This is a genomic window from Dactylosporangium sp. CS-033363 (assembly GCF_050942475.1).
Taxonomy (GTDB): Bacteria; Actinomycetota; Actinomycetes; order Mycobacteriales; family Micromonosporaceae; genus Dactylosporangium.
This window is the reverse complement of the sequence record NZ_CP192032.1, coordinates 1,859,760-1,884,796: the sequence shown is the minus strand read 5'-3', so window position 1 is coordinate 1,884,796 and position 25,037 is coordinate 1,859,760. Positions and strand designations below refer to the sequence as shown.

Below are 25,037 nucleotides of genomic sequence, written 5' to 3'. Positions count from 1 at the left end.
GTATAACGTACGCATGAACCGTACGGCATACGCAGAAGAGCGTACCGCATACGCGATCGAGGCGACCGGCCTCACGAAGTCCTACGGCAAGGTCGGCGTGCTCACCGGCGTCGACCTGCGGGTGCCCGCCGGCACGGTGTTCTGCCTGCTCGGCCCCAACGGGGCGGGCAAGACCACCACGGTGCGCATCCTCACCACGCTGACCCGCCCGGACGGCGGCAGCGCCCGGGTGGCCGGCCACGACGTGGTCCGCGACCGCGCCGGGGTGCGCCGGGCGATCAGCCTCACGGGGCAGTACGCCTCGGTCGACGAGCTGCAGACCGGGGCCGAGAACCTGCGCATGATGGGCCGGCTCTCCGGGCTGTCCAAGCGCGACGCCCACCGGCGCGCCGACGAGCTGCTCGAGCGCTTCGACCTGACCGCGGCCGCGCACCGGCGGGTCGGGCACTACTCCGGCGGCATGCGGCGCCGCCTCGACCTCGCGGCCGGGCTCACCGGCACCGCGCAGATCATCTTCCTGGACGAGCCGACCACCGGCCTGGACCTGACCAGCCGGCAGGGCATGTGGGAGGTGGTGGACGGGCTGGTCGAGGCCGGGCGGACGGTGTTCCTGACCACGCAGTACCTCGAGGAGGCCGACCGCCTCGCCGCCCGCATCGCGGTCGTCGACCACGGCCGCGTCGTCGCCGAGGGCACCCCGGCCGAGCTCAAGCGGCGCTTCGGCGACCAGCGCCTCGACCTCGACCTGGCCGACCGCGGCGCCTACGAGTCCGCGGCGGCCGTCCTGGGCGCCCGGGTCGTCCAGCGCGACGACGCCGCGCTGACCCTCGGCGTCACCACGGACGGCAGCGCGGCCCACGTGCGCTCGGTCCTGGACGAGATCGACTCGATGCAAACCACTGGCGGTTCGGGGGTCCGCCGGTTCTCCCTGCACAGCGCCACCCTCGACGACGTCTTCCTGGCCCTCACCTCGCGCAAGGAGCTCGCGAATGTCTAGCCCCGCCCTCACCCAGTGGACGGTCCTCGGCGGCCGCTCGCTGCGCCTCGGCCGGCGCAACGTCGAGGCCCTGCTCATGTCGATCATGCTGCCGGTGCTGCTCATGGTCGTCTTCGTGTACCTGTTCGGCGGGGCAATCCAGACCGGCACCGAGTACGTCACCTACGTCGTGCCCGGCGTCATGCTGCTGTGCGTGGCGTTCGGCTCGGCGATGACCGCGGTCTCGGTGGCCAACGACCTCAAGGAGGGGATCGTCGACCGGCTCCGCACGCTCGACATCGGCGGCGCGGCGGTCCTGTCCGGGCACGTCTTCGCGAGCCTGGCCCGCAACGTGGTCTCCAGCGCGCTGGTGCTCGGGGTGGCGTTCGCGCTCGGGTTCCGCCCGCACGCCGACACCGGGCAGTGGTTCGCCGCGCTGGGCATCCTGCTGCTGACCATCGCCGCCGTCTCGTGGCTGTCGGCCGGCCTGGGCCTGCTCGCCGGCTCCCCCGAGGCGGCCAGCGGCTACACGTTCGTCATCACGTTCCTGCCGTACGCCAGCAGCGCCTTCGTCCCGATCGACACGATGCCGGCGTGGCTGCGCGGGTTCGCCGGCAACCAGCCGGTCACCCCGATCACCGAGAGCCTGCGCGGGCTGCTGCTGGACCAGCCGGTCGGCGGCGCGCCGTGGCGGGCGGTCGCCTGGTGCGCCGGCATCATGGTCGTCTCGGTGATCGCGGCCGCGCTGCTCTTCCGCGCGAAAACTCGGACATAAGCCACGAATTGCATATAGCGTGCCCCAATGCGGAGCCTCCTCGCCGTCGTCATGCTCGCCACGCTCGCCAATCCCGTCCCGCCACCGGACGGGAACACCGGGCAGGACAACGGGCACGCCCAGGCGGGACGGCACGAGGAGGCCACCGGGGCGACGCCCGGCCCGCGGTACACGGTGAAGGGCATCGACGTCTCCAGCCACGACCACAGCGTCTACAACACGATCGACTGGGCCGGCCAGGCCGCGCAGGGCGTGCAGTTCGCCTACGTCAAGGCGACCGAGACGAACAACTACATCAACCCGTACTTCGCCCGGGACCTCGCCGACGCGAAGCGGGCCGGGCTGCTGGCCGGCGCGTACACCTTCGCCCGCCCCGACCACGGCGACCCGGTCGGCGACGCGAACATCTTCATCGACAACGCGGCCTGGGCGAACGACTCGAAGACCCTGGTGCCCTTCGTCGACCTGGAGTGGCCGTACTTCAACACGGTCGGCGCCTGCTACAACCTCGACCAGACCGCGATGCGCGCCTGGATCCAGGCGTTCCTCGACCAGATCCAGGTCCGCATCGGGCGCAAGGCGATGATCTACACCGCGGCGAGCTGGTGGAACCAGTGCGTGGGCAGCACGAGCCAGTTCAGCGCGTACCCGCTGGACGTGGCCAGCTACAGCGGCACCGCGCCGAAGCTGCCGGGCGGCTGGAGCTCGTGGACGCTGTGGCAGTATGCGGCCGGCGAGAACGACCAGCAGGGCAACTACGACAAGGACGTCTTCAACGGCAGCCTCGACCAGCTGCGCCGGCTGGCCGGGATCGACCCGCCGGAGCCGCTGATCGCCAAGCCGGTCGCGGTCGCCCACCCGGCGACCACGCAGCTGCAGGTGTACACCGACGCCACCCACGGGCTGTCCCAGCGGTACTGGAGCCCGGGCTACGGCTGGTCGAGCTGGAGCAACTTCGGCGGCGGCATCGCGGGCACCCCGCACGTGCTGCAGAACCCGGCGGCCCGCACGGTCGAGGTCTACGCGCGCACCCGGGACGGCCGGCTGGCCCAGAAGTACTGGCTGGGCGGGCGCTGGTCGGACTGGACGGACCTGGGCGGGGACCTGGCCGGCGACCCGGTGGTGTTCTGGAGCCCGCGGTACAGGACGACGGAGGTCTACGCCCGCGGCGCGAACGGCCACCTCATGCAGCGCTTCTACAACGGCGGCTGGTCAGCCTGGAACGATCTCGGCGGCGACCTGGCGGGCGACCCGGCCGAGGTGCTCTACAACCCGGTCTACAGGACGACCGAGATCTACGCGCGGGCCGCGACCGGCCACCTGGTGCAGCTGTACTACGGCGCCGGCTGGTCGGGCTGGCAGGACCTCGGCGGCGACCTGCGCGGCGACCCGGTGGCGTTCCGCAGCCCGCTGTACGGCACGACCGAGCTCTACGCCCGCTCGTCCAGCGGCCGGCTCGCCCAGCAGGTGTACACCGGCACACGGTGGACGGGCTGGACGGACCTCGGCGGCGCGCTCTCGGGCGATCCGGCGGTGTTCTACAACCCGCGGTACCGGTCGACCGAGATCTACGCGAACGACGCCGGCACCCTCAAGTACACCCTGGTCATGCCCTTTGGCTCGTGGACGCCGTGGACCAGCATCGGCGGGGTCGCGCTCGACACGGACCCCGCCGTGGTGCTCAATCCGTGGACGGGCAACACCGAGATCTACGCCGTCTCCGGCGGCAACCTCGTGACCCAGCTGTGGCTGCGCGACCAGTCCACGTGGACCGGCTGGTCGAACCTCATGCAATGAGCTGCCACTCGGCCAGCTGGGTCTCCGCCGCGCCGTGATTGGCGGTGATCTGCAGCCGGTACCGCGAGTACGAGGCGCTGCCGGTGACCACGAACGCCCGCGTCTGCCGCCGGTCGGCGAAGTCGATGTTGCTGCGGGTGTCGACGGTCGTCCAGGTCACGCCGTCGTTCGAGCCCTGCAGGGTCCAATTCCGCGGGTCGCGGCCGGGCACGTCGTCGGCCGAGGTCAGCGTGTACTGCTTGACCGCCACCGACGCCGTGAGCTGGTCGGTGAGCGTGGCCGTGTTCGCGAACGTCAGCCACTTCGTCATCGAGGTGTCGTCAGTCAGCTTGTCCCGGGCCTCGCCGGGGCCGTTCTCGCCGCTGGCGGTCAGCGTCCCGCCGGTCGCGCGGTCGGCGAGCCGGGCGGGCGCGGCGGCCCCGGAGGTCAGCGACGGCGGGATGTCGGCCGAGCCGGTCCCCCACGACGACGGGTTCGGCCCCATCACGAACGCGAGCGTGCCGCCGGCCAGCAGGTCCGCGTGCGTCAGATAGTTCCGGGTGTACGGCACGCCGTTGAGCGTCGCGCTCTGGATGTACCGGTTGGCGTCGCTGACCCCCGGCGCGCTCACCGTGAACGACTTGCCGTTCTCCAGCGCGATGGTGGCCTTCGGGTGCAGCGGCGCGCCGATGGTGTAGTCGGTGCTGCCCATACGGGCCGGGTAGAAGCCCAGCGCGGAGAAGACGTACCAGGCCGACATCTCGCCGTTGTCCTCGTCGCCGAGATAGCCGTTGCCGGTCCCGGCGCCCGAGTCGTAGAGCTGGGTCAGCACCCGGCGGACCTGGTTCTGGGTCTTCGCGGGGGTGCCGGCGTAGTTGTACATGTAGAGCATGTGGTGAATGGGCTCGTTGGCGTGCGCGTACTGGCCCAGGTTGCCGTCGTAGGCCTCGCGCATCTCGTGGATGACCCCGCCGTAGCAGCCCGGCAGGTAGTCCCGGGGCGCGGCCAGCACGGCGTCGATCTTCGCCGACAGCTGCGCGCGGCCGCCGTAGAGCCCGGCCATGCCCTGCGGGTCCTGCGGGGCGCCCATCGCGTAGTGCCACGGCGCGCCCTCGGTGAACTCGCAGCCCCACAGGTTCGGCTTGAAGTCGGCGTCGCTGGTGCGCCAGTTCCCGTTGCTCTGTCTCCCGCGGAACATTCCTACTGTTGGGGAGTACAGGTTCACGTAGTCCAGCGCGCGGTTGCGGAAGTACGCCGCGTCCTCGGTCTTGCCCAGGGCCGACGCCAGCTGGAAGACGCCGAAGTCGTTGTTGGCGTCCTCGAGCGTCCACGACGCCGACTCGCCCCGCACGTCGGTGGGCACGTACCCCTTGAACGTCGAGACCTCGATGCCCTGGCGGCCGTTCTGATCCGACCCGGCGTACACCGTGGCGTTCTTCACCATGGAGGCGTAGGCGGCGGCGTAGTCGAAGTTCCGCACGCCCTTCACGTAGGCGTCGGCGAACGCCAGGTCCTGGTTCGAGCCGACCATCGCGCCGACGTTCCACGGGCCGGACCAGCGCGGGGTCCAGCCGACCTCCTTGTAGGCGTTGACGAACCCGTCGAGCATCTCGCCGGTGTGGGTGGGACTGAGCAGCGTCATGAGCGGCCACTCGGCGCGGGAGGTGTCCCAGAAGCCGTTGTTGACGTACATCTGGCCGTCGTGGAGCTGGTTGTCGTACGGGCTGAGGAAGCGCCGCACCCCGTTCACCATCTCGGCGCGGTTGTTGGGGTACATGTTGGCCCGGTACAGGTTCGAGTAGAACGTCACCAGCTGCGCGTTGCTCGCGCCCTCCAGCCGCACCTTGCCCAGCACCGCGTCCCACTGGGCCTGGGCCTCGGCCCGCACCGTCTCGAAGTCCTTGCCGCCGACCTCCTGGGCCAGGTTGGCCGCGGCCTGGGGCACGCTGATCCACGAGGTGCCGATCCGCAGCGTGACCCGCTGGCCGTTGCCGGTCGCGAAGGTGACCCCGCCCGGGGTGCCGGAGGCGGCGATCGCGGTGTCGACGGTGGCCGAGAAGTACAGCTTCTGGCCGCGGTGGTCCGAGTACCCGCTGATCGTGCGCGACCCCGGGTCGACGCTGAACGAGCCGCCGGCGCTGTCGATGACGTCGAACAGGATCGCCGAATCGGCCGCGGCCGGGAACGTGAAGCGCATGACGCCCGCGTGGTCGGTCGGCGTCATCTCGGCCGTGATGCCGTAGGTGTCGAGCCGGGTCGCGTAGTAGTGCGCCCGCGCGACCTCGTTGCCGTGGCTGAACGTGGATTTCCGGGCGTCCGGGGAGGCCTTCACCCCGCCGGTCATCGGCATCACCTGCAGCTGCCCGTAGTCGCCGATCCAGGGGCTGGGCTCGTGGCTGATCGCGAAGCCCTGCACGGTGGCCGCGCTCCAGTGGTACAGCCAGCCGTCGCTGTTGCCGTTCGTGACCGGCGTCCAGAAGTTGAAGCCGTTGGGCACCGTCGCGCCCGGGAACGTGTTGCCGCGCGAGTAGCTGAAGTCCGAGTTCGAGCCGCGCCGGGTGTCCACGTAGTTGGCCAGGGTGCCCGGCGTGATGGAGATGTCGTCGAAGTACCCGCGGAACGTGGCGGTGCCGGCCGGCTGGTCGTAGCCGATCAGGATGCGGTCGATCGTCTTGCCGGCCGTGTTCGCGCCGATGTTCGAGGTGACCACGTTCCAGGTGTTGAAGGACAGAACCGAACCGCTGCCCTGGTACTGCGGGTGCACCCGGACCCCGTGCTGGTCCACGGCCCCGGAGTCGCGCAGGTACGTGCCGTCGGTGAAGGCCAGGTCCACGGCGACGTCGAGGTTGCCGCCGCTCTGCGGGAACACCCAGTACGACAGCGTCGTGCCGGCGGAGACGGGGATGTCGACGTCGAAGACCCGGTTGTACGAGTAGCTCGACGTGGCGCTCGTGTCGGCGCCGGAGTACATCAGGGCGGCGGTGCCGGTGTGCGCGGTCTCGTTGCGCACCCCGCTCTCCATACCGGTCAGGCCGCAGCAGTAGCCGCCGACGCCCGCGCTGCGCTCGACGCTGTCGGTCCACGTCGGCTGCGGGTCGCCGGCCTCGAACGAGGTGCTGAACGTGTCCGGTCCCGCGGCGTGCGCGGGGGTGCCGATGAACGTCAGCAACCCCGCGGCGAGGACCGCGACCATGAGCGCCCTGCCACCCCATCGATGCATATCGACAGGCTGCGGGAGCCCGTGGGTTCTGTCAATATTTTCCTCAAGGCATCTACGGAAGGTTTGCTACAAGATCCTGGATCTCGCGGCGCCGCCCGGTGTAGAACGGGACCTCCTCGCGGACGTGCCGGCGGGCCCGCGACGCGCGCAGCTCGCGCATCAGGTCGACGATGCGGTGCAGCTCGTCGGCCTCGAAGGCGAGCATCCACTCGTAGTCGCCGAGGGCGAAGCTGGCCACCGTGTTGGCCCGCACGTCCGGGAAGCCGCGGGCCTGCTGCCCGTGCTCGGCGAGCATCGAGCGGCGCTCCTCGTCCGGCAGCAGGTACCACTCGTAGGAGCGCACGAACGGGTACACGCACACCCACTCCTTGGGCTGCTCCTCGCCCAGGAACGCCGGGATGTGGCTCTTGTTGAACTCGGCCGGCCGGTGCAGCGCCATCTGCGACCACACCGGGGCCATCCGCTGGCCGACGCTGGTGCGGCGGAACCCGGAGTACGCCTCCTGCAGGGCCTCGGCGCTCGGCGCGTGCCACCAGATCATCAGGTCGGCGTCGGCGCGCAGCCCGGCGACGTCGTACGTGCCGCGCACGGTGACGTCCTTGGCCGCCAGGTCGGTGAAGAACGCCGAGGCCTGGGTGGCGTCGCGGCTGTCCGCGCCGTAGGGCTGGGCCAGGCGGAACACCGACCACATGGTGTACCGGATGCTGTCGTTGATCTCCCTGATGCGGGCCGCGTTCGTGCTCGTCATGTGCTCGATTCTCCCAGCTTCGCGAGGACCGCCTCGGCGGCGGTGCGCCCGGACGTGATGCACGCCGGGATGCCGACGCCGTCGTAGGCCGCGCCCGCGACCGCGAGCGGCGGACAGGTCTCGATGGTGCCTCTCAGGCCGGCGACCCGGTCCCGGTGCCCGGGCGCGTACTGCGGCAGGGCGCCGCCCCAGCGGTACACCCCGCGGTCGAGCTCCTCGGGCAGCGCGTCGACGCCGATCAGCCGCGCGACCTCGGCCCGGACCACGTCGGCCAGCCCGTCGTCGGTGCGCTGGAGCTGGGCCTCGTCGCCGTGCCGCCCGACCGACGCGCGCAGGATCGTGACCCCGGGCCGGCGCAGGTGCGGCCACTTGCGGTCGAAGAACGTGACCGCCTTGACCGCGAGCCCCTCGGTGGCCGGGACCAGGAAGCCGGACAGCTCGGGCAGCTCGGTGCTCGGCAGCGCCAGCGCGACGAGGGCGATGCTGGCGTACTCCAGCTCCAGGGCCCCCACGTCGGCGAGCAGCCGGCTCGCGTTCGGGGCCGGGACGGCGAGCACGACCGCGTCGGCGTCGAGCGTCTCGGCGTCCCGGGTCGAGCCCAGGACGAGCCGCCAGCCCCTTGCCGTCTGCTGAAGCTCGCGGACGGTGGTGCCGCTGCGCACGTCGGGCAGGGTCTTGACGATGGCCTCGACGAACCGGCCCATCCCGCCGTCGGCGATGGCGCCGAAGACCGGTGCGCCGGGCTCCCGGTTTCCCATGGCGGCTTGCAGTGCGGCGGTCAGGGTGTCGTGCCGCTCGGCCGCGGCGGCCAGGTTCGGGATCGCCATGCGCAGCGAAAGCTTGTCGGCGCGACCTGCGTAGACCCCGCCCAGCAGCGGCTCGACGTAGTGGTCGACGACCTCGTCACCGCGGCGTGGCCGGATGAACGCGCCGACCGAGACGTCGGCGTGCTCTTCCAGGAGGGGGCCTTCTGCCGGCGGGTCGCCGCCTTCGATCGGGATGCCCATGAGGGTTCCGGCGGGCAGGTCCTGGAGGTGGCCGCCGATGGCGACCGCGGCCCGCGCCGGGCCCGGGTGCACGATGGCGTCGCCGAGGCCGACCTCGCCGGCCAGCTTGACCGCCGCGGACGGGCCGCCGACCAGGAACGACTCGGCCCCGCGCTCGACCGGGAGGCCGGCCAGGGAGCCGGTGGACAGCTTGCCGCCGGGGCGCTCCCGCTGGTCGAGCAGGGTCACGTCGAGGTCCGGCCGCAGCGTGTGGAGCCGGTGGGCCGCGGCCAGCCCGGCGATGCCGCCGCCGACGACCACGACGCGCTTTGTCATACCTGGAGTCTATTGTCGCGGCATGGATGACGAGCGGGTGGCAGTGATCACGGGCGCGGCTCACGGCATCGGCCGGCGTACCGCCGAGGTGCTGGCCGAGGAGGGCTACCTGCTGGCCGTCATCGACCGCGAGCCCGTCTCGGCCTTCGACGCGCTCTCGTTCGTCGGCGACGTCTCCGACGAGGAGGACGTGCAGCGCTTCGTGGAGCTGGTGGAGGCCCGCTACGGCCGGGCCGACGTGCTGGTCAACAACGCGGGCATCGCCTCGATCGGGCCGGCCGAGGAGACCGCGGCGGCCACCTGGCGCCGGGTGCTGGAGGTCAACCTGACCGGCCCGTTCCTGCTCAGCCAGGCGTTCGGCCGCCGGATGCTGGTGCGGGGGGCCGGCTCGATCGTGAACATCGCCTCGGTGGCCGGGCTGATGGGGGTGGCCGACCGGGTCGCCTACAACGCCAGCAAGCACGGCCTGATCGGGCTGACCCGCACCCTGGCGGTCGAGTGGGGCGGGCGCGGCGTGCGGGTCAACGCGGTCTGCCCGGGCTGGGTCAAGACCGAGATGGACGACGCCTCCCAGGCCGAGGGCGCCTACGTCGACACCGACATCACCGAGCACGTGCCGATGGCCCGGTTCGCCCAGCCGGACGACATCGCCAAGGCCGTCGCGTTCCTGGCCGACCCGGCCCGCAGCGGCTTCGTCAACGGCGCCGCGCTGTCCGTCGACGGCGGCTGGGCGGCCGACGGCTCCTGGCAGTCACTGCGCCTCGACAGCCGGTCCCGTTGATCTCCAAAGGTGTGTCGATATGTCAGTGAGTAGGGTGATCGTCCGTCCCTCCTTGTCCTTCTGAGGGTTGAACCCCTCTGGAAGATCGCCGCTGCGGGGCGCACACTCTCGGGGATGAGCGACCTCGCGTCCTCCCGACCAGTGCCCGACGAGCCGCCGGACCCGCGCCCCGGTGGTCCCTCCGACGTGTCCGGGCTGTTCCCGAGCGCCTCGGAGATGTACGTGCCGGCCGCCCGGGAGCCTTCGGACCTGGACGAGCTGGCGCTGAGCCCGCTGGCCGAGGTGATCGCCGACCTGGCCGACCTGCGCACCGAGCAGGTCGCCCCGGACGACGCCGAGCCCACCGCCGTGAGCATCGCCGCGCTGCTGAGCTCCCCGGCGACCAGCCCGGCCGAGCTCGCGGACGCGGTCGCCTGGTGCTACGACGACACCGCGCTGCCCCTGCTGCTGCCGCTGGCCCGCCACCCCGACGCGGGCGTGCGCCGGGCGGTGGCCCAGGCCCTGCCGAGCGTGCTGGGCGAGGCCACGGCCGACGACACCGTGCACGCCCTGATCCTGCTCAGCGCCGACCGCGACGACGACGTGCGCGACTGGGCCTGCTTCGCGCTGGGCACCCAGCTGTCGGAGATCGACTCGGCCACCGTGCGCGGCGCGCTGGCCGCGCGGCTGGAGGACCCGCACGACGACACCCGCTGCGAGGCGCTGCTGGGCCTGGCCCGCCGCCGCGACACCCGAGTGCTGCCGGTCCTGCGCGAGCGGCTGGCCCGCGACAACGTGTTCTCGCTGGAGATCGACGCGGCCGGCGCGCTCGGCCACGCCTCGCTGCACACCCTCGTCCGCGGGCACCTGTCCGGCTGGGACGACGACGTGGTGGCCCGGGTCTGCGCGGCGCTGCGCCTCACCGACCCCGACGGCGTCGGCGACGACCTGCTCGACGGCCTGGCCGACTGGTTCCGGGCCGGCGCGCCGCACGCCACCGACGACGACCGCTACTGGTGGTCGGTGACGCTGCAGCTGCTCGAACACGCCGAGTACCGGGCGCCCGAGATCGCCGAGCAGGTGCACTACCGCCTGCAGTCGGCCGAGCCGGCCACCGGGCTGATGCTCGGCTCGCGCCTGTCCCAGCTGGCCGGCGACCACGGCTGGCCGCGCTGGAGGCCGAACTACTAGCCCTCGGTGTGCACCAGGTCGACCAGGCGGGTGAGCGCGTCGGGGTCGGTCTCTGGCAGTACACCGTGGCCGAGGTTGAAAATGTGGCCGGGTGCCTTGGCGCCCTCGGCCAGCACGCGGCGGGCCTCGGTGGCGACGACCTCCCACGGGGCGAGCAGCGTGCACGGGTCGAGGTTGCCCTGCAGCGCCTTGCCGGGGACCCGGCTCGCGGCCACGTCCAGCGGCGTGCGCCAGTCGACGCCCACCACGTCCGCGCCCGCCTCGGCCATGGCCGGGAGCAGCTCGCCCGTGCCGACGCCGAAGTGGATCCGGGGAACGCCCAGGTCGGCGAGCACGGCCTGGGAATGGGGCAGCACGTAGCGGCGGTAGTCGGCCTCGGACAGCGCGCCGGCCCAGGAGTCGAACAGCTGGACCGCGTCGGCGCCCGCCGCGATCTGCACCTCGAGGAACGTCCGGGTGATGGCGGCCAGGCGGGAACAGAGTGCGTGCCAGACGTCGGGTGCGCCGTACATGAGCGCCTTGGTCTTGGCGTGGTGGCGCGACGGCCCGCCCTCGACGAGGTAGCTGGCCAGCGTGAACGGGGCGCCGGCGAAGCCGACCAGCGCGGTGTCGCCCAGCTCGGCCAGCAGCAGCCGGACCGACTCGGCCACGAACCCGACCGCTTCCGGCTCGAGCGCGCCGATCGCCTCGACGTCGGCCATCGTGCGCACCGGCGCGGCCACCACGGGGCCGGTGCCGGCCACGATGTCGAGGTCGATGCCGGCGGCCTGCAGCGGGACCACGATGTCGCTGTAGAGGACCGCGGCGTCCACCTTGTGCCGGCGCACCGGCTGGAGCGTGATCTCGCAGACCAGGTCGGGCCGGCGGCACGCGTCGAGCATGCCGATGCCGGCCCGCACCTCGTGATATTCGGGCAGCGACCGGCCGGCCTGCCGCATGAACCAGACGGGAACGTGGGGCACGGCCTCGCCCCGGGCGGCGCGCAACAACAGTTTCGTCATCGGGTCCATCGTTTCACTCAGTGTGCACCGGCGGCGCGGCGGCACCCCCTGCGCACGTTTCGGTCTTAGTCTTCCGTTATGGCGCCATCGACCGCGACTCCCCCCACGTTCACCCGGGCGGTGGAGGATTTGCGCGCCGTGACCACCAGGCCGGAGATCACCCTCGAGGAGGTCCCGGCGCCGCAGCGGCTGGCTCCCTTCGCCCATGCGATCGGCGGCACCGTGCTGCGCCACGGCGACGAGGTGGCCACGGGGCGGCTGATCCTGCTGCACGACCCGGCCGGGCACGACGCCTGGGACGGCACGATGCGGCTGGTGACCTACGTGACCGCCGAGCTGGAGGCCGAGCTGGCCACCGACCCGCTGTTGCCCGGGGTCGGCTGGAGCTGGCTGGTGGACGCCCTGGACGGGCACAACGCGGCCTACACGGCGATCGGCGGCACGGTCACGCAGACGATGTCGACCCGGTTCGGCGACCTGGCCGGTCCGCCGGCCGCGGCCGACCTGGAGATCCGGGCCTCCTGGACGCCGACGGACGAGGACATGCAGTCCCACGTGCACGCGTGGTGCGCGCTGCTGGCCTCCACGGCGGGCCTGCCGCCACCCGGCGTGACCGCCCTGCACGCATGAAAAACGGGCCTCCTTTCCAGGAGGCCCGTTTTTTCGTCATCGCTTGGTTCGGGGCTTGATCAGATCCCGAGGATGACCTGCGCCTCGTTGCAGGGCTTGTCCATCTCGTTGATCTTGTTCTGGGTGGTCGTCTTGTCGCCGGCGGCCGAGGCGTCGAGGGCCTCCAGCAGCAGCTTCAGGCACTGGCCGATGACGTCGCGCTGGCGCTTGGCCTCGGTGCTGTCGGCCTGGGTGCCGCGCAGGTCCTGCTGCGACTTGGTCAGCTCGTCGGCCTTGGCCTGCAGGTCCTTCTTGGTCGAGTCGAGGTCCTTGTTCGTCTGGTCGAGCGAGGCCTGACGCTGCGACGAGGTGGTCTCGGACTTGTCGAGCTTGCTGGACTTGTCGACGTACAGGCCGACGAACACGCCCGCGGCGATGACCGCCAGGGCCAGGAGGCTCGCCAGCAGCGGCACCGCGATGCCGCGCTTCTTCGCGGGCTCGGCCGGCGGGAAGCCGACCGGCTGGCCCGGGAAGCCGGTGGTGGGCGGGCCGGAGACCGGGCCGTAGGCGACCGGCGGGCCGGACATCGGCGGGCCCGACATGGGCGGCGCGGACATCGGCGGGGCCGGCTGCTGCATCGGGGCGGTCGGCGGGGCCGAGACCGACGGGTCGAGGCTGTAGGAGGCCTCCCCGCCGTACGCCGGCAGCTGCGAGGTGCCCTGGTCATGGGTCGGCTGCGGCTGCGCCGGCACGGGCTGGCCGTACTGCGGGGCCGGCTGGCCGTACTGCGGCTCGGCGGGCTGCCCGTACTGCGGCTGGGCCGGCGGCTGCCCGTACTGCGGCTCGGCGGGCTGGCCATACTGCGGCTGGGCCGGCGGCTGGCCGTACTGCGGCTGGGCCGGCTGCTCACCGTACGGCGCGGCGGAGGGGTAACCGCTGGTCGGGGCCTGCTGGGGCGGCGGCGGGTAGGCGCCGGCCGGGGCGTTGGGGTCGGGGTAGCCGTATCCCTCGTTCGGGTTCCCCTGGGGGCTTCCGGGGTATGTCATGGTCTCTTCCTCCTGGTGGCCCCGCCGGGCAGCGCCCCGGCGGGAGTCGTACTACCGGCGCGTCCGGGAGCGCCGGCGGTGAAGCGGGGTTCAGCAGACGGATCGGGTCAGCAGACGGACGGCACGGTGTCGCACACCACGGAGATCGGAATGGCCAGGCCGATGCCCTCGGCCTGCTGAGCCTTCAGCGTCGCGACGCCGACCACCTCCTTCTTGGCGTTGAACACGGGACCCCCGGAGTTGCCCGGGTTGATGGCCGCGTCGAACTGCATCAGCTGCTCGCCGTTGAGGGTCCGGAAGGCGCTCACGACACCCGTGGTGACGGTGTCCTCGAGGCCCATCGGCGAGCCGATGACGAGCACGGGCTCGCCGACCTTCGGCACGGTGGCGGCCGCCGAGAGCTTCGCGAAGTCCTCGTCGGTGTGCAGCACGGCGAGGTCCTTGTCCGGGTGCACCTCGATGATCTTGCCCGGGAAGCGCTGGTCGGTGCGCTCGAGGCTGACGTCCTTCTCGCCCTTCTCGTACGCGTCGGCGACCACGTGGTAGTTCGTGATCAGGTTCGTGCCGCCGCCCTGCGGGGCCTTGCCGACCGCGAACCCGGTGCCGATCGCGTACTTGGTGGTGACCCGGAAGACGCTCGGGCGCACGGTCGCGGCCACCTCGGGCGCGTCCAGGCTGCCGCCGGTCTTCTGCTCCAGCTTGTCGGCCCGGTCCTCCAGGGCCTTCAGGCGGGACGCGTCGCCGGTCGCGGCGGCCTGGGCGGCGGCGTCGGCCTTGTCGACCTTCTTCTCCAGGTCGACGATGAACGCCGTCTGCAGGCCGACCACGATCAGCAGCAGCACGGCGATGACCAGGGCGATCGCGGCCAGCGGGCTGCGCTTGGGGCCGGCCGGCAGCGGCGGCACGCTGTGCGGGGCGACGCTGTGCGGAGGGGCACTGAGCGGCGGCGCGCTCTGCGGGGCCGGCGCGGGGCCGGAGACCGGCCAGGAGCTGGTGGGCTGCGGCGGGACGGGGTGCGTGGGGATCGACCCGGTCTGGGTGATCCTCGGGGGAAGTGGACCGAGTCGTTCCGAGTCGTCGCCCGGTGCGGCGTGCCGCGGGCGCTCGTCGTATCCATCGGAACTGCCGGAAGCCACCGGGTTGGAGGGGTCATACCCGGCCGTCATGCTTCTCGTTTCCTTCCTGTCACGGTTCCACCCGTTTTCGCCGGATGCCCGGCCTCGGCGTGAGGCCACCGGCGATACCGCGGTCGGCCCTCAATCTAGACGGCGGGCACAAGTGCCGCGACCTCCGATGCAGCCTGTGTACAGAACCGGACCGCCCGCGCTGACGAACCGTACCGGCAAGGAGCGCACCCTGTCCGTCCCGTTTCCAGTGGTCCCCCACACTGTTCGCGCGGGCCTGGGAGAGGGCATTGGAGAGGGCTCCGGACAGTCAAGAACGCCGACGCGCCGGACCGGCTGCACACAGGGACCTATGGCGCAACGTACGGTTGTCGCGTGACCGACGAACCCCCCGCGCGGCGTCGGGACGAGGAGCCAGACAGTCCGGGCAATCCGGACCCAACAACCGAGCCCGTCCTGCTGACCGCCCCCCGAGACGGGACCCCCGAGCCGATCGCGGATCGAGCCGAGCTGGCGCGCGCCGTCGAGCGCTTCGCCCAGGGCACCGGCCCGGTCGCCGTGGACGCCGAGCGCGCCTCCGGCTACCGGTACACCCACCGCGCCTACCTGGTGCAGCTGCGCCGGGCCGGCTCGGGCACGGTGCTGATCGATCCGCTGCCGTTCGGCCAGCTGCCGGAGCTCGACGAGGTCATCTCGCCGACCGAGTGGATCCTGCACGCCGCCAGCCAGGACCTGCCCTGCCTGACCGAGCTCGGGCTGCGGCCCACCCGGCTGTTCGACACCGAGCTCGCGGCCCGCCTGTGCGGGTTCGAGCGGGTCGGGCTGGCCGCGCTGACCGAGTCCCTGCTCGGGTACACGCTGGAGAAGCACCACTCGGCCGCCGACTGGTCCACGCGCCCGCTGCCCGCCTCGTGGCTGACCTATGCCGCCCTCGACGTCGAGCTGCTGCTGCCGCTGCGCGACACGCTCGCCGAGGAGCTGGCCAAGCAGGGCAAGACCGAGTGGGCCGCGCAGGAGTTCGCCGCGCTGGTGGCCTCGGCCGGCGACCCGCCGCGCGTGCGGGCCGACCCGTGGCGGCGCACCTCCGGCATCCACCGGGTCCGCGGCGCCCGCGCCCTGGCCCGGGTGCGCGCCCTGTGGACCGCCCGCGACGAGATCGCCCAGCGCCGCGACGCGAGCCCCGGCCGGGTGCTGGCCGACGCGGCCATCATCGCCGCGGCCGAGAACGACCCGAAGGACGAGCGCTCGCTGCTGGCCCTGGCCGGGTTCGGCGGGCGCTCGGTGCGCCGGCTGGCCCCGACCTGGCTCACCGCGCTGTCGGACGCCCGGGCGCTGTCGGACAAGGAGCTGCCGACCACCCCGCCGTCGGAGGGGCCGCCCCCGCCGCACCGGTGGGCCGAGCGCGATCCGGTCGCGGCGGCCCGCCTGGCCCGGTGCCGGGAGCTGGTGACCGGTCTCGCCGGGACCCACCACCTGCCGCCGGAGAACCTGATCACCCCGGATTCGGTACGGCGGCTGGCCTGGTCGCCCCCCGAGGAGCTCACGGACGAGGCGGTGGCCTCGGTCCTGGCCGGGTTCGGCGCGCGCCCGTGGCAGGTGGGCCTGGTCTCCCCCGGCCTCACGGAGGCGCTCAAGATCCCGGAGTGAGCCCGGGCTCCGCCCGAGTGAAGGGGTTCACAGCTCCTGGCGACTTACTGGCGAGTAACATAGCCGGTACTTAGTCGCTAGGAGGACACCCGTGCCCCGTGCTGTCCGCGACGTCGTCTTCGTCGACGGCGTGCGCACCCCGTTCGGCAAGGCCGGTGGGATGTATGCCAACACCCGCGCCGATGACCTGGTCATCCGCTGCATCCGCGAGCTGCTGCGGCGCAACCCGCAGCTGCCGCCGGAGCGCGTCGACGAGGTGGCCATCGCGGCCACCACGCAGACCGGCGACCAGGGCCTGACCATCGGCCGGACCGCCGCGCTGCTCTCCGGCCTGCCCAAGACCGTGCCCGGCTACGCCATCGACCGCATGTGCGCGGGCGCCCTGACCGCGGTGACCACCGTGGCCGGCGGCATCGCGTTCGGCGCCTACGACGTGGCGATCGCCGGCGGCGTCGAGCACATGGGGCGCCACCCGATGGGCGAGGGCGTCGACCCGAACCCGCGCATCCTCGCCGAGAAGCTCGTCGACCCGTCCGCGCTGGTCATGGGCTCCACCGCGGAGAACCTGCACGACCGGCTGCCGGGGATCACCAAGGAGCGGGCCGACAAGTTCGGCTACGCCTCGCAGGTGAAGACGGCCGCCGCGTACGCCGCCGGCAAGCTGCAGCCCGACCTGGTCAGCGTGGCCACCCGCGACCCCGAGGCCGGCTGGGCCCTCGCGACCGTCGACGAGGCGCCGCGCGAGACCAGCCTGGAGAAGCTCGCGACGCTCAAGACGCCGTTCCGCCCGCACGGCCGGGTCACCGCGGGCAACGCGGCCGGCCTGAACGACGGGGCGACCGCCTCGATCATCGCCGCCGAGGACGTGGCCCGCGAGCTCGGCCTGCCGGTCGGCATGCGGCTGGTCTCCTACGGCTTCGTCGGCGTCGAGCCCGAGGTCATGGGCTACGGCCCGGTCCCGGCGACCGAGAAGGCGCTGCGCCTGGCCGGCCTCACCATCGAGGACATCGGCCTGTTCGAGCTGAACGAGGCGTTCGCGGTACAGGTGCTGGCATTTCTGGATCACTTCGGCATCGCCGACGACGACCCGCGGGTCAACCCGTGGGGCGGCGCGATCGCCGTCGGGCACCCGCTGGCCTCCTCGGGCGTGCGGCTCATGACCCAGCTGTCCCGGCAGTTCGCCGAGCGGCCCGACGTGCGCTACGGCCTGACCGCCATGTGCGTCGGCATCGGCATGGGCGCGTCCGTGATCTGGGAGAACCCGAACTGGAAGGGCGACAAGTGACCGCCGCGCTGACCAACCCGAACGAGGTCGTGACGAAGGCCCTGCTGCGCTTCGTCACCCTGCCCAGCCGCGAGCGGGCCGCGATCATCACGCTGGACAACGGCTTCGACCACACCAAGCCGAACTCGTTCGGCCCGGGCGGCCTGGCCTCCCTGGAGGCGGCGATCGACGAGGCCGTGGCGGCGCAGCCCAAGTTCATCGCGCTGACCGGCAAGCCCTACATCTTCTGCGTCGGCGCCGACATCACCGGCATGCCGCTGCTGACCGCGCGCGAGCAGGCGGTCGAGCTGGGCCGCTTCGGCCACCGGGTCTTCAAGAAGTTCAAGGATTCGCCGGTACCGACCTTCGCCTTCATCAACGGCGCGGCGATGGGCGGCGGCCTCGAGGTCGCGCTGCACTGCCACTACCGGACGGTCTCCTCCGGCGCGGCCGCCCTGGCCCTGCCCGAGGTCGCGATCGGCCTGGTCCCCGGCTGGGGCGGCACCCAGCTGCTGCCGAACCTCATCGGCATCGCCCCGGCGGCGCAGGTCATCCTGCAGAACCCGCTGACCCAGAAGCAGCTCAAGCCGGCCCAGGCGCACGAGTTCGGCATCGCCGACGCCATCTTCGAGCCGGCCGACTACCTCGAGCGCTCGCTGGAGTGGGCCTCGTCGGTGGTCGACGGCACGGTCACGGTGACCCGCCCGGAGATCGACCGGGACATGTGGGACGGCGTGCTGTACTTCGCCAAGGCCCAGCTCGACGAGCGCCTCCACGGGGCCGTCAACTCGGCGAACCAGGCACTCCAGCTGCTGGCTCTGGCCAAGGACTCGTCGTTCGAGGCCGGGACCGCCGCGGAGGACGAGGCCCTCGCCGACCTGATCATGGGGGACCAGGCGCGGGCCAGCCTCTACGCGTTCGACCTGGTGCAGCGCCGGGCCAAGCGGCCCGCGGGCGCGCCGGACAAGAACCTGGCCCGCGACGTCACCAAGGTCGGCATCGTCGGCGCCGGCCTGATGGCCTCCCAGCTGGCGCTGCTGTTCGTGCGCCGGCTGGAGGTACCGGTCGTCCTGACGGACCTGGATCGGGAGCGCGTCGACAAGGGCGTCGGCTACGTCCACGCCGAGATCGAGAAGCTGGTCAGCAAGGGCCGCCTCGACGCCGGCCGGGCCGCGAAGTACAAGGGCCTGATCGGCGGCTCGGTCGACAAGGCCGCGTTCGCCGACGCCGACCTCGTGCTGGAGGCGGTCTTCGAGGACCTCAAGGTCAAGAAGCAGGTCTGGGCCGAGGTCGAGGCGATCGTCCGCGACGACTGCGTGCTGGCCACCAACACCTCCTCGCTGTCGGTCACCGAGATGGCGGCCGACCTCGCCCACCCGGAGCGGGTCGTCGGCCTGCACTTCTTCAACCCGGTCGCGATGATGCCGCTGCTGGAGATCGTGCGGGCGGACCGGACCGACGACGCCACCCTGGCCACCGCGTTCGCCGTGGGCAAGGCGCTCAAGAAGTCCTCGGTGCTGGTCAAGGACGCCCCGGCGTTCGTGGTCAACCGGCTGCTGACCCGCTTCCTGGGCGTGGTGACCGGCGCGGTCGACAACGGCACCCCGATCGACGTCGCCGACTCGGCCCTCGACCCGCTCGGCCTGCCGATGCGCCCGATGGCCCTGCTCACCATGGTCGGCCCGGCGGTCGCGCACCACGTGGCCGAGACCCTGCACCACGCGTTCCCGGACCGCTTCGGCGTCTCCGCCAACCTGGCCAAGGTCGTCGGGGCCGGCAAGCGCGGCTTCACCGACAAGGAGGGCAACCCCGACCCCGAGGTGCTCGCCCTGCTGGAGGTCGGCGACTCCCCGTCCACCGCGGAGGAGCTGCGCGAGCAGGCCACCTCGGCCCTGGCCCAGGAGATCCGGCTGATGCTGGACGAGGGCGTGGTCGCCGACGCCCGGGACATCGACCTGTGCATGATCCTCGGCGCGGGCTGGCCGTTCCACCTGGGCGGCGTGACCCCGTACCTGGACCGCGAGGGCATCTCCGAGAAGGTGACGGGCGCGCGTTTCCTCGCGGAAGGCGTGGCAAACGCCCCTAACGGGTGATCGTTTCGTGAAATACCGCATTTCGGACCCCGTCAACGCCTAGCGTTGGCGGGGTTCGCGGTCCCCCCGGCCGGAGCAGGACTCCATCTCAAACCCCGGGGGTGCACCATGTCCTTGTTCAAGATCGGCGCCGCGCTAGGCGTCCTGGTCGCGTCCGTGGCGATCTCCCCCGCCGCCGCCCAGGCCGCGACCGCCGCGACCGTCGTCTCCCCCAAGCGCCCCCTGAACGTGCGCGAGGGCGCCGCGGTCTGGACCCGCTCCCTGCGCACCCTGCCCAACGGCGCCGCGGTGCAGATCGAGTGCCAGGTCAAGGGCCAGCTGATCGACCAGGGCCCGGTCCGCGTCACCGACCAGTGGGACCGGCTCACCGACGGCACCTTCATCAGCGACGCCTGGGTCCGCCGCGGCCAGGCCGCCCCGGCGTGCGCGCCGGCCCAGCAGACCGCCGCCCCGACGGCGGCCGCCGCGGCCGCGGGCGCGACCACCGCCGGCACCGTGGCCTCGGGCGCCATCCCGCTGAAGGCCCGCAGCGGCCCGGCCCGCGCCGCGTTCCTCTACAGCGGCCTGCCCAACGGCACCGCGCTGAACATCGCCTGCCAGGTCCAGGGCGAGCCGATCACCGGCACCGTGCGCGCCACGGCGGCCTGGGACCGCCTCGACTCCGGCGCCTACGTCTCGGACGCCTACGTCAAGCGCACCGCGGAGCCCCCGGCCTGCGCCGCCACCGCCGCCGCCCCGGCCCCTGCACAACCCCAGCCTGTGCCCGTTGTCGAGGCGGGTCGCTGGGTGAGCCCGCTGCCCGGCTTCTCGGCCCGCCCCGGCTTCCGCACCCCGACCAACCCGAACCACGTGGGCGTCGACATCATGTCGTTCGTCGGCACCCCGATCCACGCCGCCGCGGCCGGGACCGTCCTCGAGGTGGTGTGCAACATCGAGGCCGGCCACAGCTGCGACCAGACCGGCAGCGCCTCGGTCGGCGGCTGCGGCTGGTACGTCAAGATCCAGCACGCCGGCGGCGTCTCCACGCTGTACTGCCACATGGTCCGCCGCGGCGTCGTCAAGCCCGGCCAGAAGGTGGCGGCCGGCCAGGTCATCGGCTACGTCGGCAGCTCGGGCAACTCCTCCGCCCCGCACCTGCACTTCGAGGTCCACGTCCACGCCCCGCCGACCTCGCCCGGCAACGCGATCGACCCGCTGCCCTTCATGCGCACGCACGGCGCCCCGATCGGCTGAACCATGTAACCCCGCTGGGGGTATACGCTTGCTCGCGTGCCGAAAATCAACGTCTACCTGCCCGACGAGCTCGCGGAGGCGGTGAAGGCGGCCGGCATCCCGGTCTCCGCGATCTGCCAGCGGGCCCTGGAGCAGGCGGTACGCCGGGTCACCGCGATCCGCGAGACCGTCCTCGGCGACCTCGACGACGCCGCCCTCGCCGCCCGCCTGCCCCACCTGACCGCCCGCGCCCGGACCGTGTTGCGGCTGGCGGGCGCGCACGACCGCCCGGCCGGGACCGCTGAGCTCCTCGGCGCGATCGTCGACGAGGGCGCCAATCTGGCCCTGCACGTCCTGCGGGCCATCGAGATCGACCCGGCGCGAGTCACCCAGGCGCTGGCCACGCAGCCGAGGCAGCCGGAGGCGACCGAGGCCACCACCGCGCTCGAACTCGCGGTCAGCGAGGCCACGGCGCTCGGGCACAACTACGTCGGCTGCGAGCACCTACTGCTCGGCCTGATCGCCGAGCCCGACGGCGCGGCCGGCCAGGTGCTGCGCTCGCTGGGGGCCGACCTGAAGCTGACCCGCCGCGCGGTGTCGGCCGCCCTCGCCGGGTACGTGCACCTGCAGGCCCAGACGCCCACCATCGAGGCCGCCCTCAAGCCGCTGGTGGAGCGCATCGAGCGGCTGGAGTCCCGGCTCGAATGAGACTGCTCCTCCTGGCCACCAAGGACACCATCGCGTACCGGGACGGCGCCTTCGCCACGGGCCGGGACCTCGTCCGGCCGCTGGACATCGAGGCCGAGGACGTCGAGGGCGCCCCCGGCTTCGACACCACCCCGGGCGCCATGGCCGCGACCGCGCGGCGGGTCCGCAGGGCCCTGGGCGAGGACGGCTTCCAGGGCGTCGTCGTCACGCACGGCACCGACACCCTGGAGGAGGCCGCCTACCTCACCGACCTGATGGCCGGCGCGGCCGCGGCCCGGGGCAGCATCGTCTACACCGCCGCCGCGCACCCCTCCGACGGCCCGGCCAACCTCGCGGCCGCGTTCGCCGCCGCCGCCGACCCGGCCCTGCGCGGCCTGGGCGCGGTCGCGTGCCTCGCCGGCGAACTGCACGCCGCCCGCCGGCTCCACCAGGACACCGCCGGCACGTTCACCTCGGCCCCGCACGAGCCGCTCGGGCGCGGCCGCGCGGCGCTGCGCCCCCACCCGGCCCCGCCCGGCGAGCCGGACACGAACGTGGCGCTGATCAAGGTGTACCCCGGAATCGAGGCCCACCTCCTCACCGCCGCCTCCGACGCCGGGGCGACCGGCATCGTGCTGGAGGGCACCGGCGCCCACAACGTCCCCGTCTCGGTGCTCGGCGCCATCGCCGACCTGACCGCCGCCGGCATCCCCGTCGTCGTCGCCTCCCGCGCCCGCACGGCCGGCCCCCCGCGGCTCCCGGACGGCCTCGCGGCCCAGGTCGGCGCGATCCTCACCGACCTGCCGCCCAGCAAGGCGTTCGTCGCCCTGATGGTCGCGCTCGGGGGCGATCCGCGGGCCTACTTCGCGGCCCTCTCGGCGCCGTAGCCGGCCAGGGCGTGGAAGGCGGCCTTCGGCGTCCACGACCCGTCCGGCAGCACCCGCACGATCCCGCGCGCGGCCAGGTCGAAGTCGAGCGCCGGATCGCCGGTGGTGGGCAGGTGCCGGTTCGCGAAGGTGTACACGAAGACCGCCTCCACCCCGGCCGCCTCCAAGTCGCGCAGCATGTCCAGGAGGTACCTCGCCTGGCCCTCCTCGTCGCGATCCAGGCCGGAGGTGAGCGCGACCGCGCGCCCGTCCGGCCCGTACGTCACCGGCTCGACCGCCGATGCCACCGCACCGGCGCCGCGGAAGGTGCAGCAGCCGAACTCGGTCGCCGCGTAGGGCTTGCCGTGTGTCTCGGGCACCCGCAGGTCGTTCGCGGCGTCCCGGTATCCGGCGTCGCTCGCCACGATGTCGAACGGCGCCCAGTCCACGGCCTCCAGCGGCACCGACGCGTAGCCGACCGGCCCGCCGAACCGGGCCCGCACCTCCGGCACGAGCTCCGCGAAGAACGCGCGCACCGCCGCCTGCGCGGCGGGGATGGCCGCCCGCAGCGCCGCCAGATCGGTGAAGTCGGGCCTGCCGCCGGGCACGAAGCCGTCGGTGAACAGGCTGATCTCGGAGCCGGTGAGGTACACCACGGCCGCCCCCGACGCGCGCAGCTTCTCGGCCCGCTCCGCCCCGTCGAGCAGGAACGCGCGCAGTCCGGCGCGATCGAGGCCGTTGGTGAACGGGCAGTACCAGACCTCGAGCCCGGCCTCGGCGGCGAGCCCGGCGGCCAGTTCCAGCCGGTCCTGCACCCCGCCGCTGATCCGCACCGCGTCGCAGTGCAGCTCCTCGCGGATGACCCGCAGGTCGCGCCGCACCACCTCGGGGTCGAACGGCTCGTGCGTGGTCGACCCGCCGCTGGTGAACCCGGTGTCGTAGTTCATGCCGAACACGCGCATGCCCGCTCCTCCGCGAAATAGGGTACGGGCAGTACCCTACAGCCGATGAGCACGCGACGGCGGGGCGAGGAGCTCGAGCGGGCGATCCTGGACGCCGCGGCCGCGGAGCTGCGCGAGTCCGGGTACGCCGGCATGACCATGGACCGGGTCGCCGCCCGCGCCGGGACCAACAAGAACGCCATCTACCGCCGCTGGCCGCACCGGGCGGCGCTGGGCATCGCGGCGTACCGCCGGATCACCGACGCGGCGATGCCGTCCCCGGACACCGGCACCCTGCGCGGCGACGCCCTGGAGATGCTGCGCAAGGCCAACGAGACCTGGTCGTCGCCCTACGGCGCGATCCTGCGCGGCCTGCTCGCGGCCGCGGCCGAGGAGCCCGAACTGCTCGCCCTCGTGCGGGAGCGCTCGGGCGCGGACACCATGGACCGCGCCTGGCTGGCCATGCTGGAGCGGGCCGCGGCCCGGGGCGAGGCGCCGCCCGGGGCCGTGCACCCGCGCGTGGCGAGCACGCCGATGATGCTGCTGCGCGCCGAGTACGCGATGCGCGGCGTCCCCGCGGCCCCCGACGAGGTCCTGGTCGAGATCGTCGACGAGGTCTTCCTGCCCCTGGTCCGCGGCCGGGGGCGCTAGCTTCCGCCGAGGTGCGGGAGCGCGCGGGCGGCGGTCTGGACGGCGGCGACCGCGGCGTCGATCGCCTCGTCCGGGCCGGCCGGGCGGACGGTCAGGTGCACCTCGTAGGTCAGCGGCGCGTCGGCGACGATCGGGACCCACTTGAACCGGTCCGCGTACCGCCCGCCGAACTCCATCCCGGCCTTGAACGGCAGCGCCACGTCCGACGGGGCGACGAGCACGCGGCCGTCCCAGCGCGCGGCGGTCTCGTGGCGCAGGCGCAGCACGGCGGCGGCGGTGTCCCCGGCCGGCCGGCCCACCTGGGCGCCGGGGTGGCGGTCCAGCCCCCACGCCGCGCGGCGGTCGTCGGGGACGCCGGTGAGGTGCGGGATCACACGGTACCGCCGCAGCAGCTCCGGCAACGCCAGCCGCACGCCCGGGAAGTGCGCCGCCGGCACCATCGCCTCCAGGCGCGCGGTGTAGAGGCGGACCGACCGGCTCCCAAGCGGCGGCGGCGCCCCGATGAGCAGGGCGTGCCGGTGCAGGTCGGGCGCGGCGTGCCGGTGCGGCTCGAGGTAGTCGACCGCCACCCGGGGCCGGCCGAAGCGCTCGATGAGGCGGGCCTGCGCGGGCGCGACGAACGCGGCGTGGTGCGGCAGGCAGGCCAGCCGCGGCAGCCCGTCGCCCGGGTTCGGCTTGCGCATCAACTCGTACTCGCCCACCACGCTGCGCGCCGCCCGCTCGAACTCCCGCCCGCGCTCGGTCAGCCGCAACTGGCCGCGGTTGCCCTCGAACAGCGGCTCACCGCACCAGCGCTCGATCCGCGCGATGGTCTTGCCGACCAGCTGCCGCGCGTAGGGCTTGTCGCGCAGGTGCATCGGCCGCGTCGGGGACAGCGCCTCGGCGGCCTTGGTGTGCTGGCGGTGCTCGGCGACGGCGAGGAAGACGCGGCACTCCCACTCGTCGGGCGCGACGTCGTCGCTGACGGCAGCCATGTCCCGAGAACCTAGGAGTTGCGTGGGCACCGGGGATAGCCGGAAACCGGATTTTCGCCGTATGGGCAAAAACCGCCCATACCCCCTTGCGTTCGTGACCGTCGGTTACTTGACCTACCGAAGTGGCCGTGACGCTCCGTGATGTCGACCTTCG

The 25,037-nt window shown here is 72.9% G+C and carries 21 protein-coding genes; 13 read left to right on the top strand and 8 right to left on the bottom strand.

The annotated features are described in order from the left end of the window. The first annotated feature begins 13 nt into the window (after positions 1-13). From ACQPZ4_RS08655 to ACQPZ4_RS08645, 3 genes are read left to right on the top strand one after another with little or no spacing between them, the layout of a single operon-like run. Positions 14-997: an ATP-binding cassette domain-containing protein gene (locus ACQPZ4_RS08655; RefSeq protein WP_433057704.1), complete on the top strand. Its 984-nt coding sequence runs from the start codon at positions 14-16 to the stop codon at positions 995-997. Continuing rightward, positions 990-1,751, top strand: coding sequence for an ABC transporter permease (locus ACQPZ4_RS08650; RefSeq protein WP_433057702.1), 762 nt, complete (start codon positions 990-992; stop codon positions 1,749-1,751). Before ACQPZ4_RS08655 ends, ACQPZ4_RS08650 begins: the two co-directional genes overlap by 8 nt. 27 nt (positions 1,752-1,778) lie before the next feature. Then, a complete protein-coding gene (locus tag ACQPZ4_RS08645) occupies positions 1,779-3,548 on the top strand; it encodes a GH25 family lysozyme (RefSeq protein ID WP_433057700.1) in 1,770 nt (589 codons plus the stop codon). Here the strand turns inward: ACQPZ4_RS08645 and ACQPZ4_RS08640 are convergent. Genes ACQPZ4_RS08640 through hemG form a run of 3 tightly spaced genes read right to left on the bottom strand, consistent with a single transcriptional unit; the run spans position 3,538 to position 8,817 of the window. Continuing rightward, the gene (locus tag ACQPZ4_RS08640) at positions 3,538-6,747 is read right to left on the bottom strand and encodes a GH92 family glycosyl hydrolase (RefSeq protein WP_433057698.1); all 3,210 of its coding nucleotides are present in this window, start codon (positions 6,745-6,747) and stop codon (positions 3,538-3,540) included. The genes ACQPZ4_RS08645 and ACQPZ4_RS08640 overlap by 11 nt on opposite strands. 52 nt (positions 6,748-6,799) lie before the next feature. After that, complete coding sequence (hemQ, locus tag ACQPZ4_RS08635) at positions 6,800-7,495, bottom strand: hydrogen peroxide-dependent heme synthase (RefSeq protein WP_433057696.1); 696 nt, start codon at positions 7,493-7,495, stop codon at positions 6,800-6,802. Further along, positions 7,492-8,817 carry a protoporphyrinogen oxidase gene (hemG, locus tag ACQPZ4_RS08630; protein WP_433057694.1) on the bottom strand — a complete coding sequence of 442 codons (1,326 nt, stop codon included), beginning with the start codon at positions 8,815-8,817 and terminating at the stop codon, positions 7,492-7,494. The genes hemQ and hemG overlap by 4 nt, the downstream gene beginning before the upstream one ends. A gap of 22 nt (positions 8,818-8,839) precedes the next feature. On the opposite strand from hemG, the gene ACQPZ4_RS08625 reads away from it, so the two are divergent. Then, positions 8,840-9,598: an SDR family NAD(P)-dependent oxidoreductase gene (locus tag ACQPZ4_RS08625; protein ID WP_433057692.1), complete on the top strand. Its 759-nt coding sequence runs from the start codon at positions 8,840-8,842 to the stop codon at positions 9,596-9,598. A 114-nt stretch (positions 9,599-9,712) separates the two neighbouring features. Beyond that, complete coding sequence (locus ACQPZ4_RS08620; protein ID WP_433057690.1) at positions 9,713-10,768, top strand: HEAT repeat domain-containing protein; 1,056 nt, start codon at positions 9,713-9,715, stop codon at positions 10,766-10,768. Here the strand turns inward: ACQPZ4_RS08620 and hemE are convergent. After that, entirely contained in the window at positions 10,765-11,778 is a 1,014-nt protein-coding gene (hemE, locus tag ACQPZ4_RS08615; RefSeq protein ID WP_433057688.1) for a uroporphyrinogen decarboxylase, read from the bottom strand. The two genes, ACQPZ4_RS08620 and hemE, sit on opposite strands and share 4 nt — an antisense overlap. A 69-nt stretch (positions 11,779-11,847) precedes the next feature. On the opposite strand from hemE, the gene ACQPZ4_RS08610 reads away from it, so the two are divergent. Beyond that, positions 11,848-12,399, top strand: coding sequence for a DUF3000 domain-containing protein (locus ACQPZ4_RS08610; RefSeq protein ID WP_433057686.1), 552 nt, complete (start codon positions 11,848-11,850; stop codon positions 12,397-12,399). A 59-nt stretch (positions 12,400-12,458) separates the two neighbouring features. Here the strand turns inward: ACQPZ4_RS08610 and ACQPZ4_RS08605 are convergent, their stop codons facing one another. Together ACQPZ4_RS08605 and ACQPZ4_RS08600 are read right to left on the bottom strand one after the other, a co-directional pair. Further along, positions 12,459-13,424, bottom strand: a complete 966-nt coding sequence (locus tag ACQPZ4_RS08605) for a hypothetical protein (protein ID WP_433057685.1) — start codon at positions 13,422-13,424, stop codon at positions 12,459-12,461. A gap of 107 nt (positions 13,425-13,531) precedes the next feature. After that, positions 13,532-14,590: a S1C family serine protease gene (locus tag ACQPZ4_RS08600; protein WP_433057683.1), complete on the bottom strand. Its 1,059-nt coding sequence runs from the start codon at positions 14,588-14,590 to the stop codon at positions 13,532-13,534. A gap of 333 nt (positions 14,591-14,923) precedes the next feature. Here ACQPZ4_RS08600 and ACQPZ4_RS08595 point away from each other — a divergent pair, with 333 nt between their 5' ends. From ACQPZ4_RS08595 to ACQPZ4_RS08570, 6 genes are all read left to right on the top strand, one after another. Continuing rightward, a complete protein-coding gene (locus ACQPZ4_RS08595) occupies positions 14,924-16,195 on the top strand; it encodes an HRDC domain-containing protein (RefSeq protein ID WP_433057680.1) in 1,272 nt (423 codons plus the stop codon). Positions 16,196-16,286: 91 nt separating this feature from the next. Beyond that, positions 16,287-17,480: a thiolase family protein gene (locus ACQPZ4_RS08590; RefSeq protein ID WP_433057678.1), complete on the top strand. Its 1,194-nt coding sequence runs from the start codon at positions 16,287-16,289 to the stop codon at positions 17,478-17,480. Beyond that, positions 17,477-19,552 carry a 3-hydroxyacyl-CoA dehydrogenase NAD-binding domain-containing protein gene (locus ACQPZ4_RS08585; protein WP_433057676.1) on the top strand — a complete coding sequence of 692 codons (2,076 nt, stop codon included), beginning with the start codon at positions 17,477-17,479 and terminating at the stop codon, positions 19,550-19,552. The genes ACQPZ4_RS08590 and ACQPZ4_RS08585 overlap by 4 nt, the downstream gene beginning before the upstream one ends. 108 nt (positions 19,553-19,660) lie before the next feature. After that, the gene (locus ACQPZ4_RS08580) at positions 19,661-20,785 is read left to right on the top strand and encodes a peptidoglycan DD-metalloendopeptidase family protein (RefSeq protein WP_433057674.1); all 1,125 of its coding nucleotides are present in this window, start codon (positions 19,661-19,663) and stop codon (positions 20,783-20,785) included. A gap of 36 nt (positions 20,786-20,821) precedes the next feature. Continuing rightward, positions 20,822-21,472 (top strand): Clp protease N-terminal domain-containing protein, encoded by a 651-nt coding sequence (locus tag ACQPZ4_RS08575; protein ID WP_433057672.1) that lies wholly within the window; start codon positions 20,822-20,824, stop codon positions 21,470-21,472. Continuing rightward, the gene (locus tag ACQPZ4_RS08570) at positions 21,469-22,338 is read left to right on the top strand and encodes an asparaginase domain-containing protein (RefSeq protein WP_433057670.1); all 870 of its coding nucleotides are present in this window, start codon (positions 21,469-21,471) and stop codon (positions 22,336-22,338) included. Before ACQPZ4_RS08575 ends, ACQPZ4_RS08570 begins: the two co-directional genes overlap by 4 nt. Here ACQPZ4_RS08570 and ACQPZ4_RS08565 read toward each other — a convergent pair. After that, positions 22,311-23,279, bottom strand: coding sequence for a hypothetical protein (locus tag ACQPZ4_RS08565; RefSeq protein WP_433057668.1), 969 nt, complete (start codon positions 23,277-23,279; stop codon positions 22,311-22,313). The genes ACQPZ4_RS08570 and ACQPZ4_RS08565 overlap by 28 nt on opposite strands. Before the next feature lie 45 nt (positions 23,280-23,324). Here ACQPZ4_RS08565 and ACQPZ4_RS08560 point away from each other — a divergent pair, with 45 nt between their 5' ends. Beyond that, entirely contained in the window at positions 23,325-23,909 is a 585-nt protein-coding gene (locus tag ACQPZ4_RS08560) for a TetR/AcrR family transcriptional regulator (protein WP_433057666.1), read from the top strand. On the opposite strand, the gene ACQPZ4_RS08555 is transcribed toward ACQPZ4_RS08560, so the two are convergent. Then, positions 23,906-24,883 carry a hypothetical protein gene (locus tag ACQPZ4_RS08555; protein ID WP_433057664.1) on the bottom strand — a complete coding sequence of 326 codons (978 nt, stop codon included), beginning with the start codon at positions 24,881-24,883 and terminating at the stop codon, positions 23,906-23,908. The genes ACQPZ4_RS08560 and ACQPZ4_RS08555 overlap by 4 nt on opposite strands. Positions 24,884-25,037 lie beyond the last annotated feature (154 nt).

Coding starts and splice junctions, on each gene's coding strand:
- ACQPZ4_RS08645 (WP_433057700.1), top strand. CDS start 1,779: ATGCGGAGCCTCCTCGCCGTCGTCATGCTCGCCACGCTCGCCAATCCC.
- ACQPZ4_RS08655 (WP_433057704.1), top strand. CDS start 14: ATGAACCGTACGGCATACGCAGAAGAGCGTACCGCATACGCGATCGAG.
- ACQPZ4_RS08570 (WP_433057670.1), top strand. CDS start 21,469: ATGAGACTGCTCCTCCTGGCCACCAAGGACACCATCGCGTACCGGGAC.
- ACQPZ4_RS08555 (WP_433057664.1), bottom strand. CDS start 24,883: ATGGCTGCCGTCAGCGACGACGTCGCGCCCGACGAGTGGGAGTGCCGC.
- ACQPZ4_RS08560 (WP_433057666.1), top strand. CDS start 23,325: ATGAGCACGCGACGGCGGGGCGAGGAGCTCGAGCGGGCGATCCTGGAC.
- ACQPZ4_RS08600 (WP_433057683.1), bottom strand. CDS start 14,590: ATGACGGCCGGGTATGACCCCTCCAACCCGGTGGCTTCCGGCAGTTCC.
- ACQPZ4_RS08625 (WP_433057692.1), top strand. CDS start 8,840: ATGGATGACGAGCGGGTGGCAGTGATCACGGGCGCGGCTCACGGCATC.
- ACQPZ4_RS08605 (WP_433057685.1), bottom strand. CDS start 13,424: ATGACATACCCCGGAAGCCCCCAGGGGAACCCGAACGAGGGATACGGC.
- hemE (WP_433057688.1), bottom strand. CDS start 11,778: ATGGACCCGATGACGAAACTGTTGTTGCGCGCCGCCCGGGGCGAGGCC.
- hemG (WP_433057694.1), bottom strand. CDS start 8,817: ATGACAAAGCGCGTCGTGGTCGTCGGCGGCGGCATCGCCGGGCTGGCC.
- ACQPZ4_RS08620 (WP_433057690.1), top strand. CDS start 9,713: ATGAGCGACCTCGCGTCCTCCCGACCAGTGCCCGACGAGCCGCCGGAC.
- ACQPZ4_RS08580 (WP_433057674.1), top strand. CDS start 19,661: ATGTCCTTGTTCAAGATCGGCGCCGCGCTAGGCGTCCTGGTCGCGTCC.
- ACQPZ4_RS08565 (WP_433057668.1), bottom strand. CDS start 23,279: ATGCGCGTGTTCGGCATGAACTACGACACCGGGTTCACCAGCGGCGGG.
- hemQ (WP_433057696.1), bottom strand. CDS start 7,495: ATGACGAGCACGAACGCGGCCCGCATCAGGGAGATCAACGACAGCATC.
- ACQPZ4_RS08610 (WP_433057686.1), top strand. CDS start 11,848: ATGGCGCCATCGACCGCGACTCCCCCCACGTTCACCCGGGCGGTGGAG.
- ACQPZ4_RS08650 (WP_433057702.1), top strand. CDS start 990: ATGTCTAGCCCCGCCCTCACCCAGTGGACGGTCCTCGGCGGCCGCTCG.
- ACQPZ4_RS08640 (WP_433057698.1), bottom strand. CDS start 6,747: ATGCATCGATGGGGTGGCAGGGCGCTCATGGTCGCGGTCCTCGCCGCG.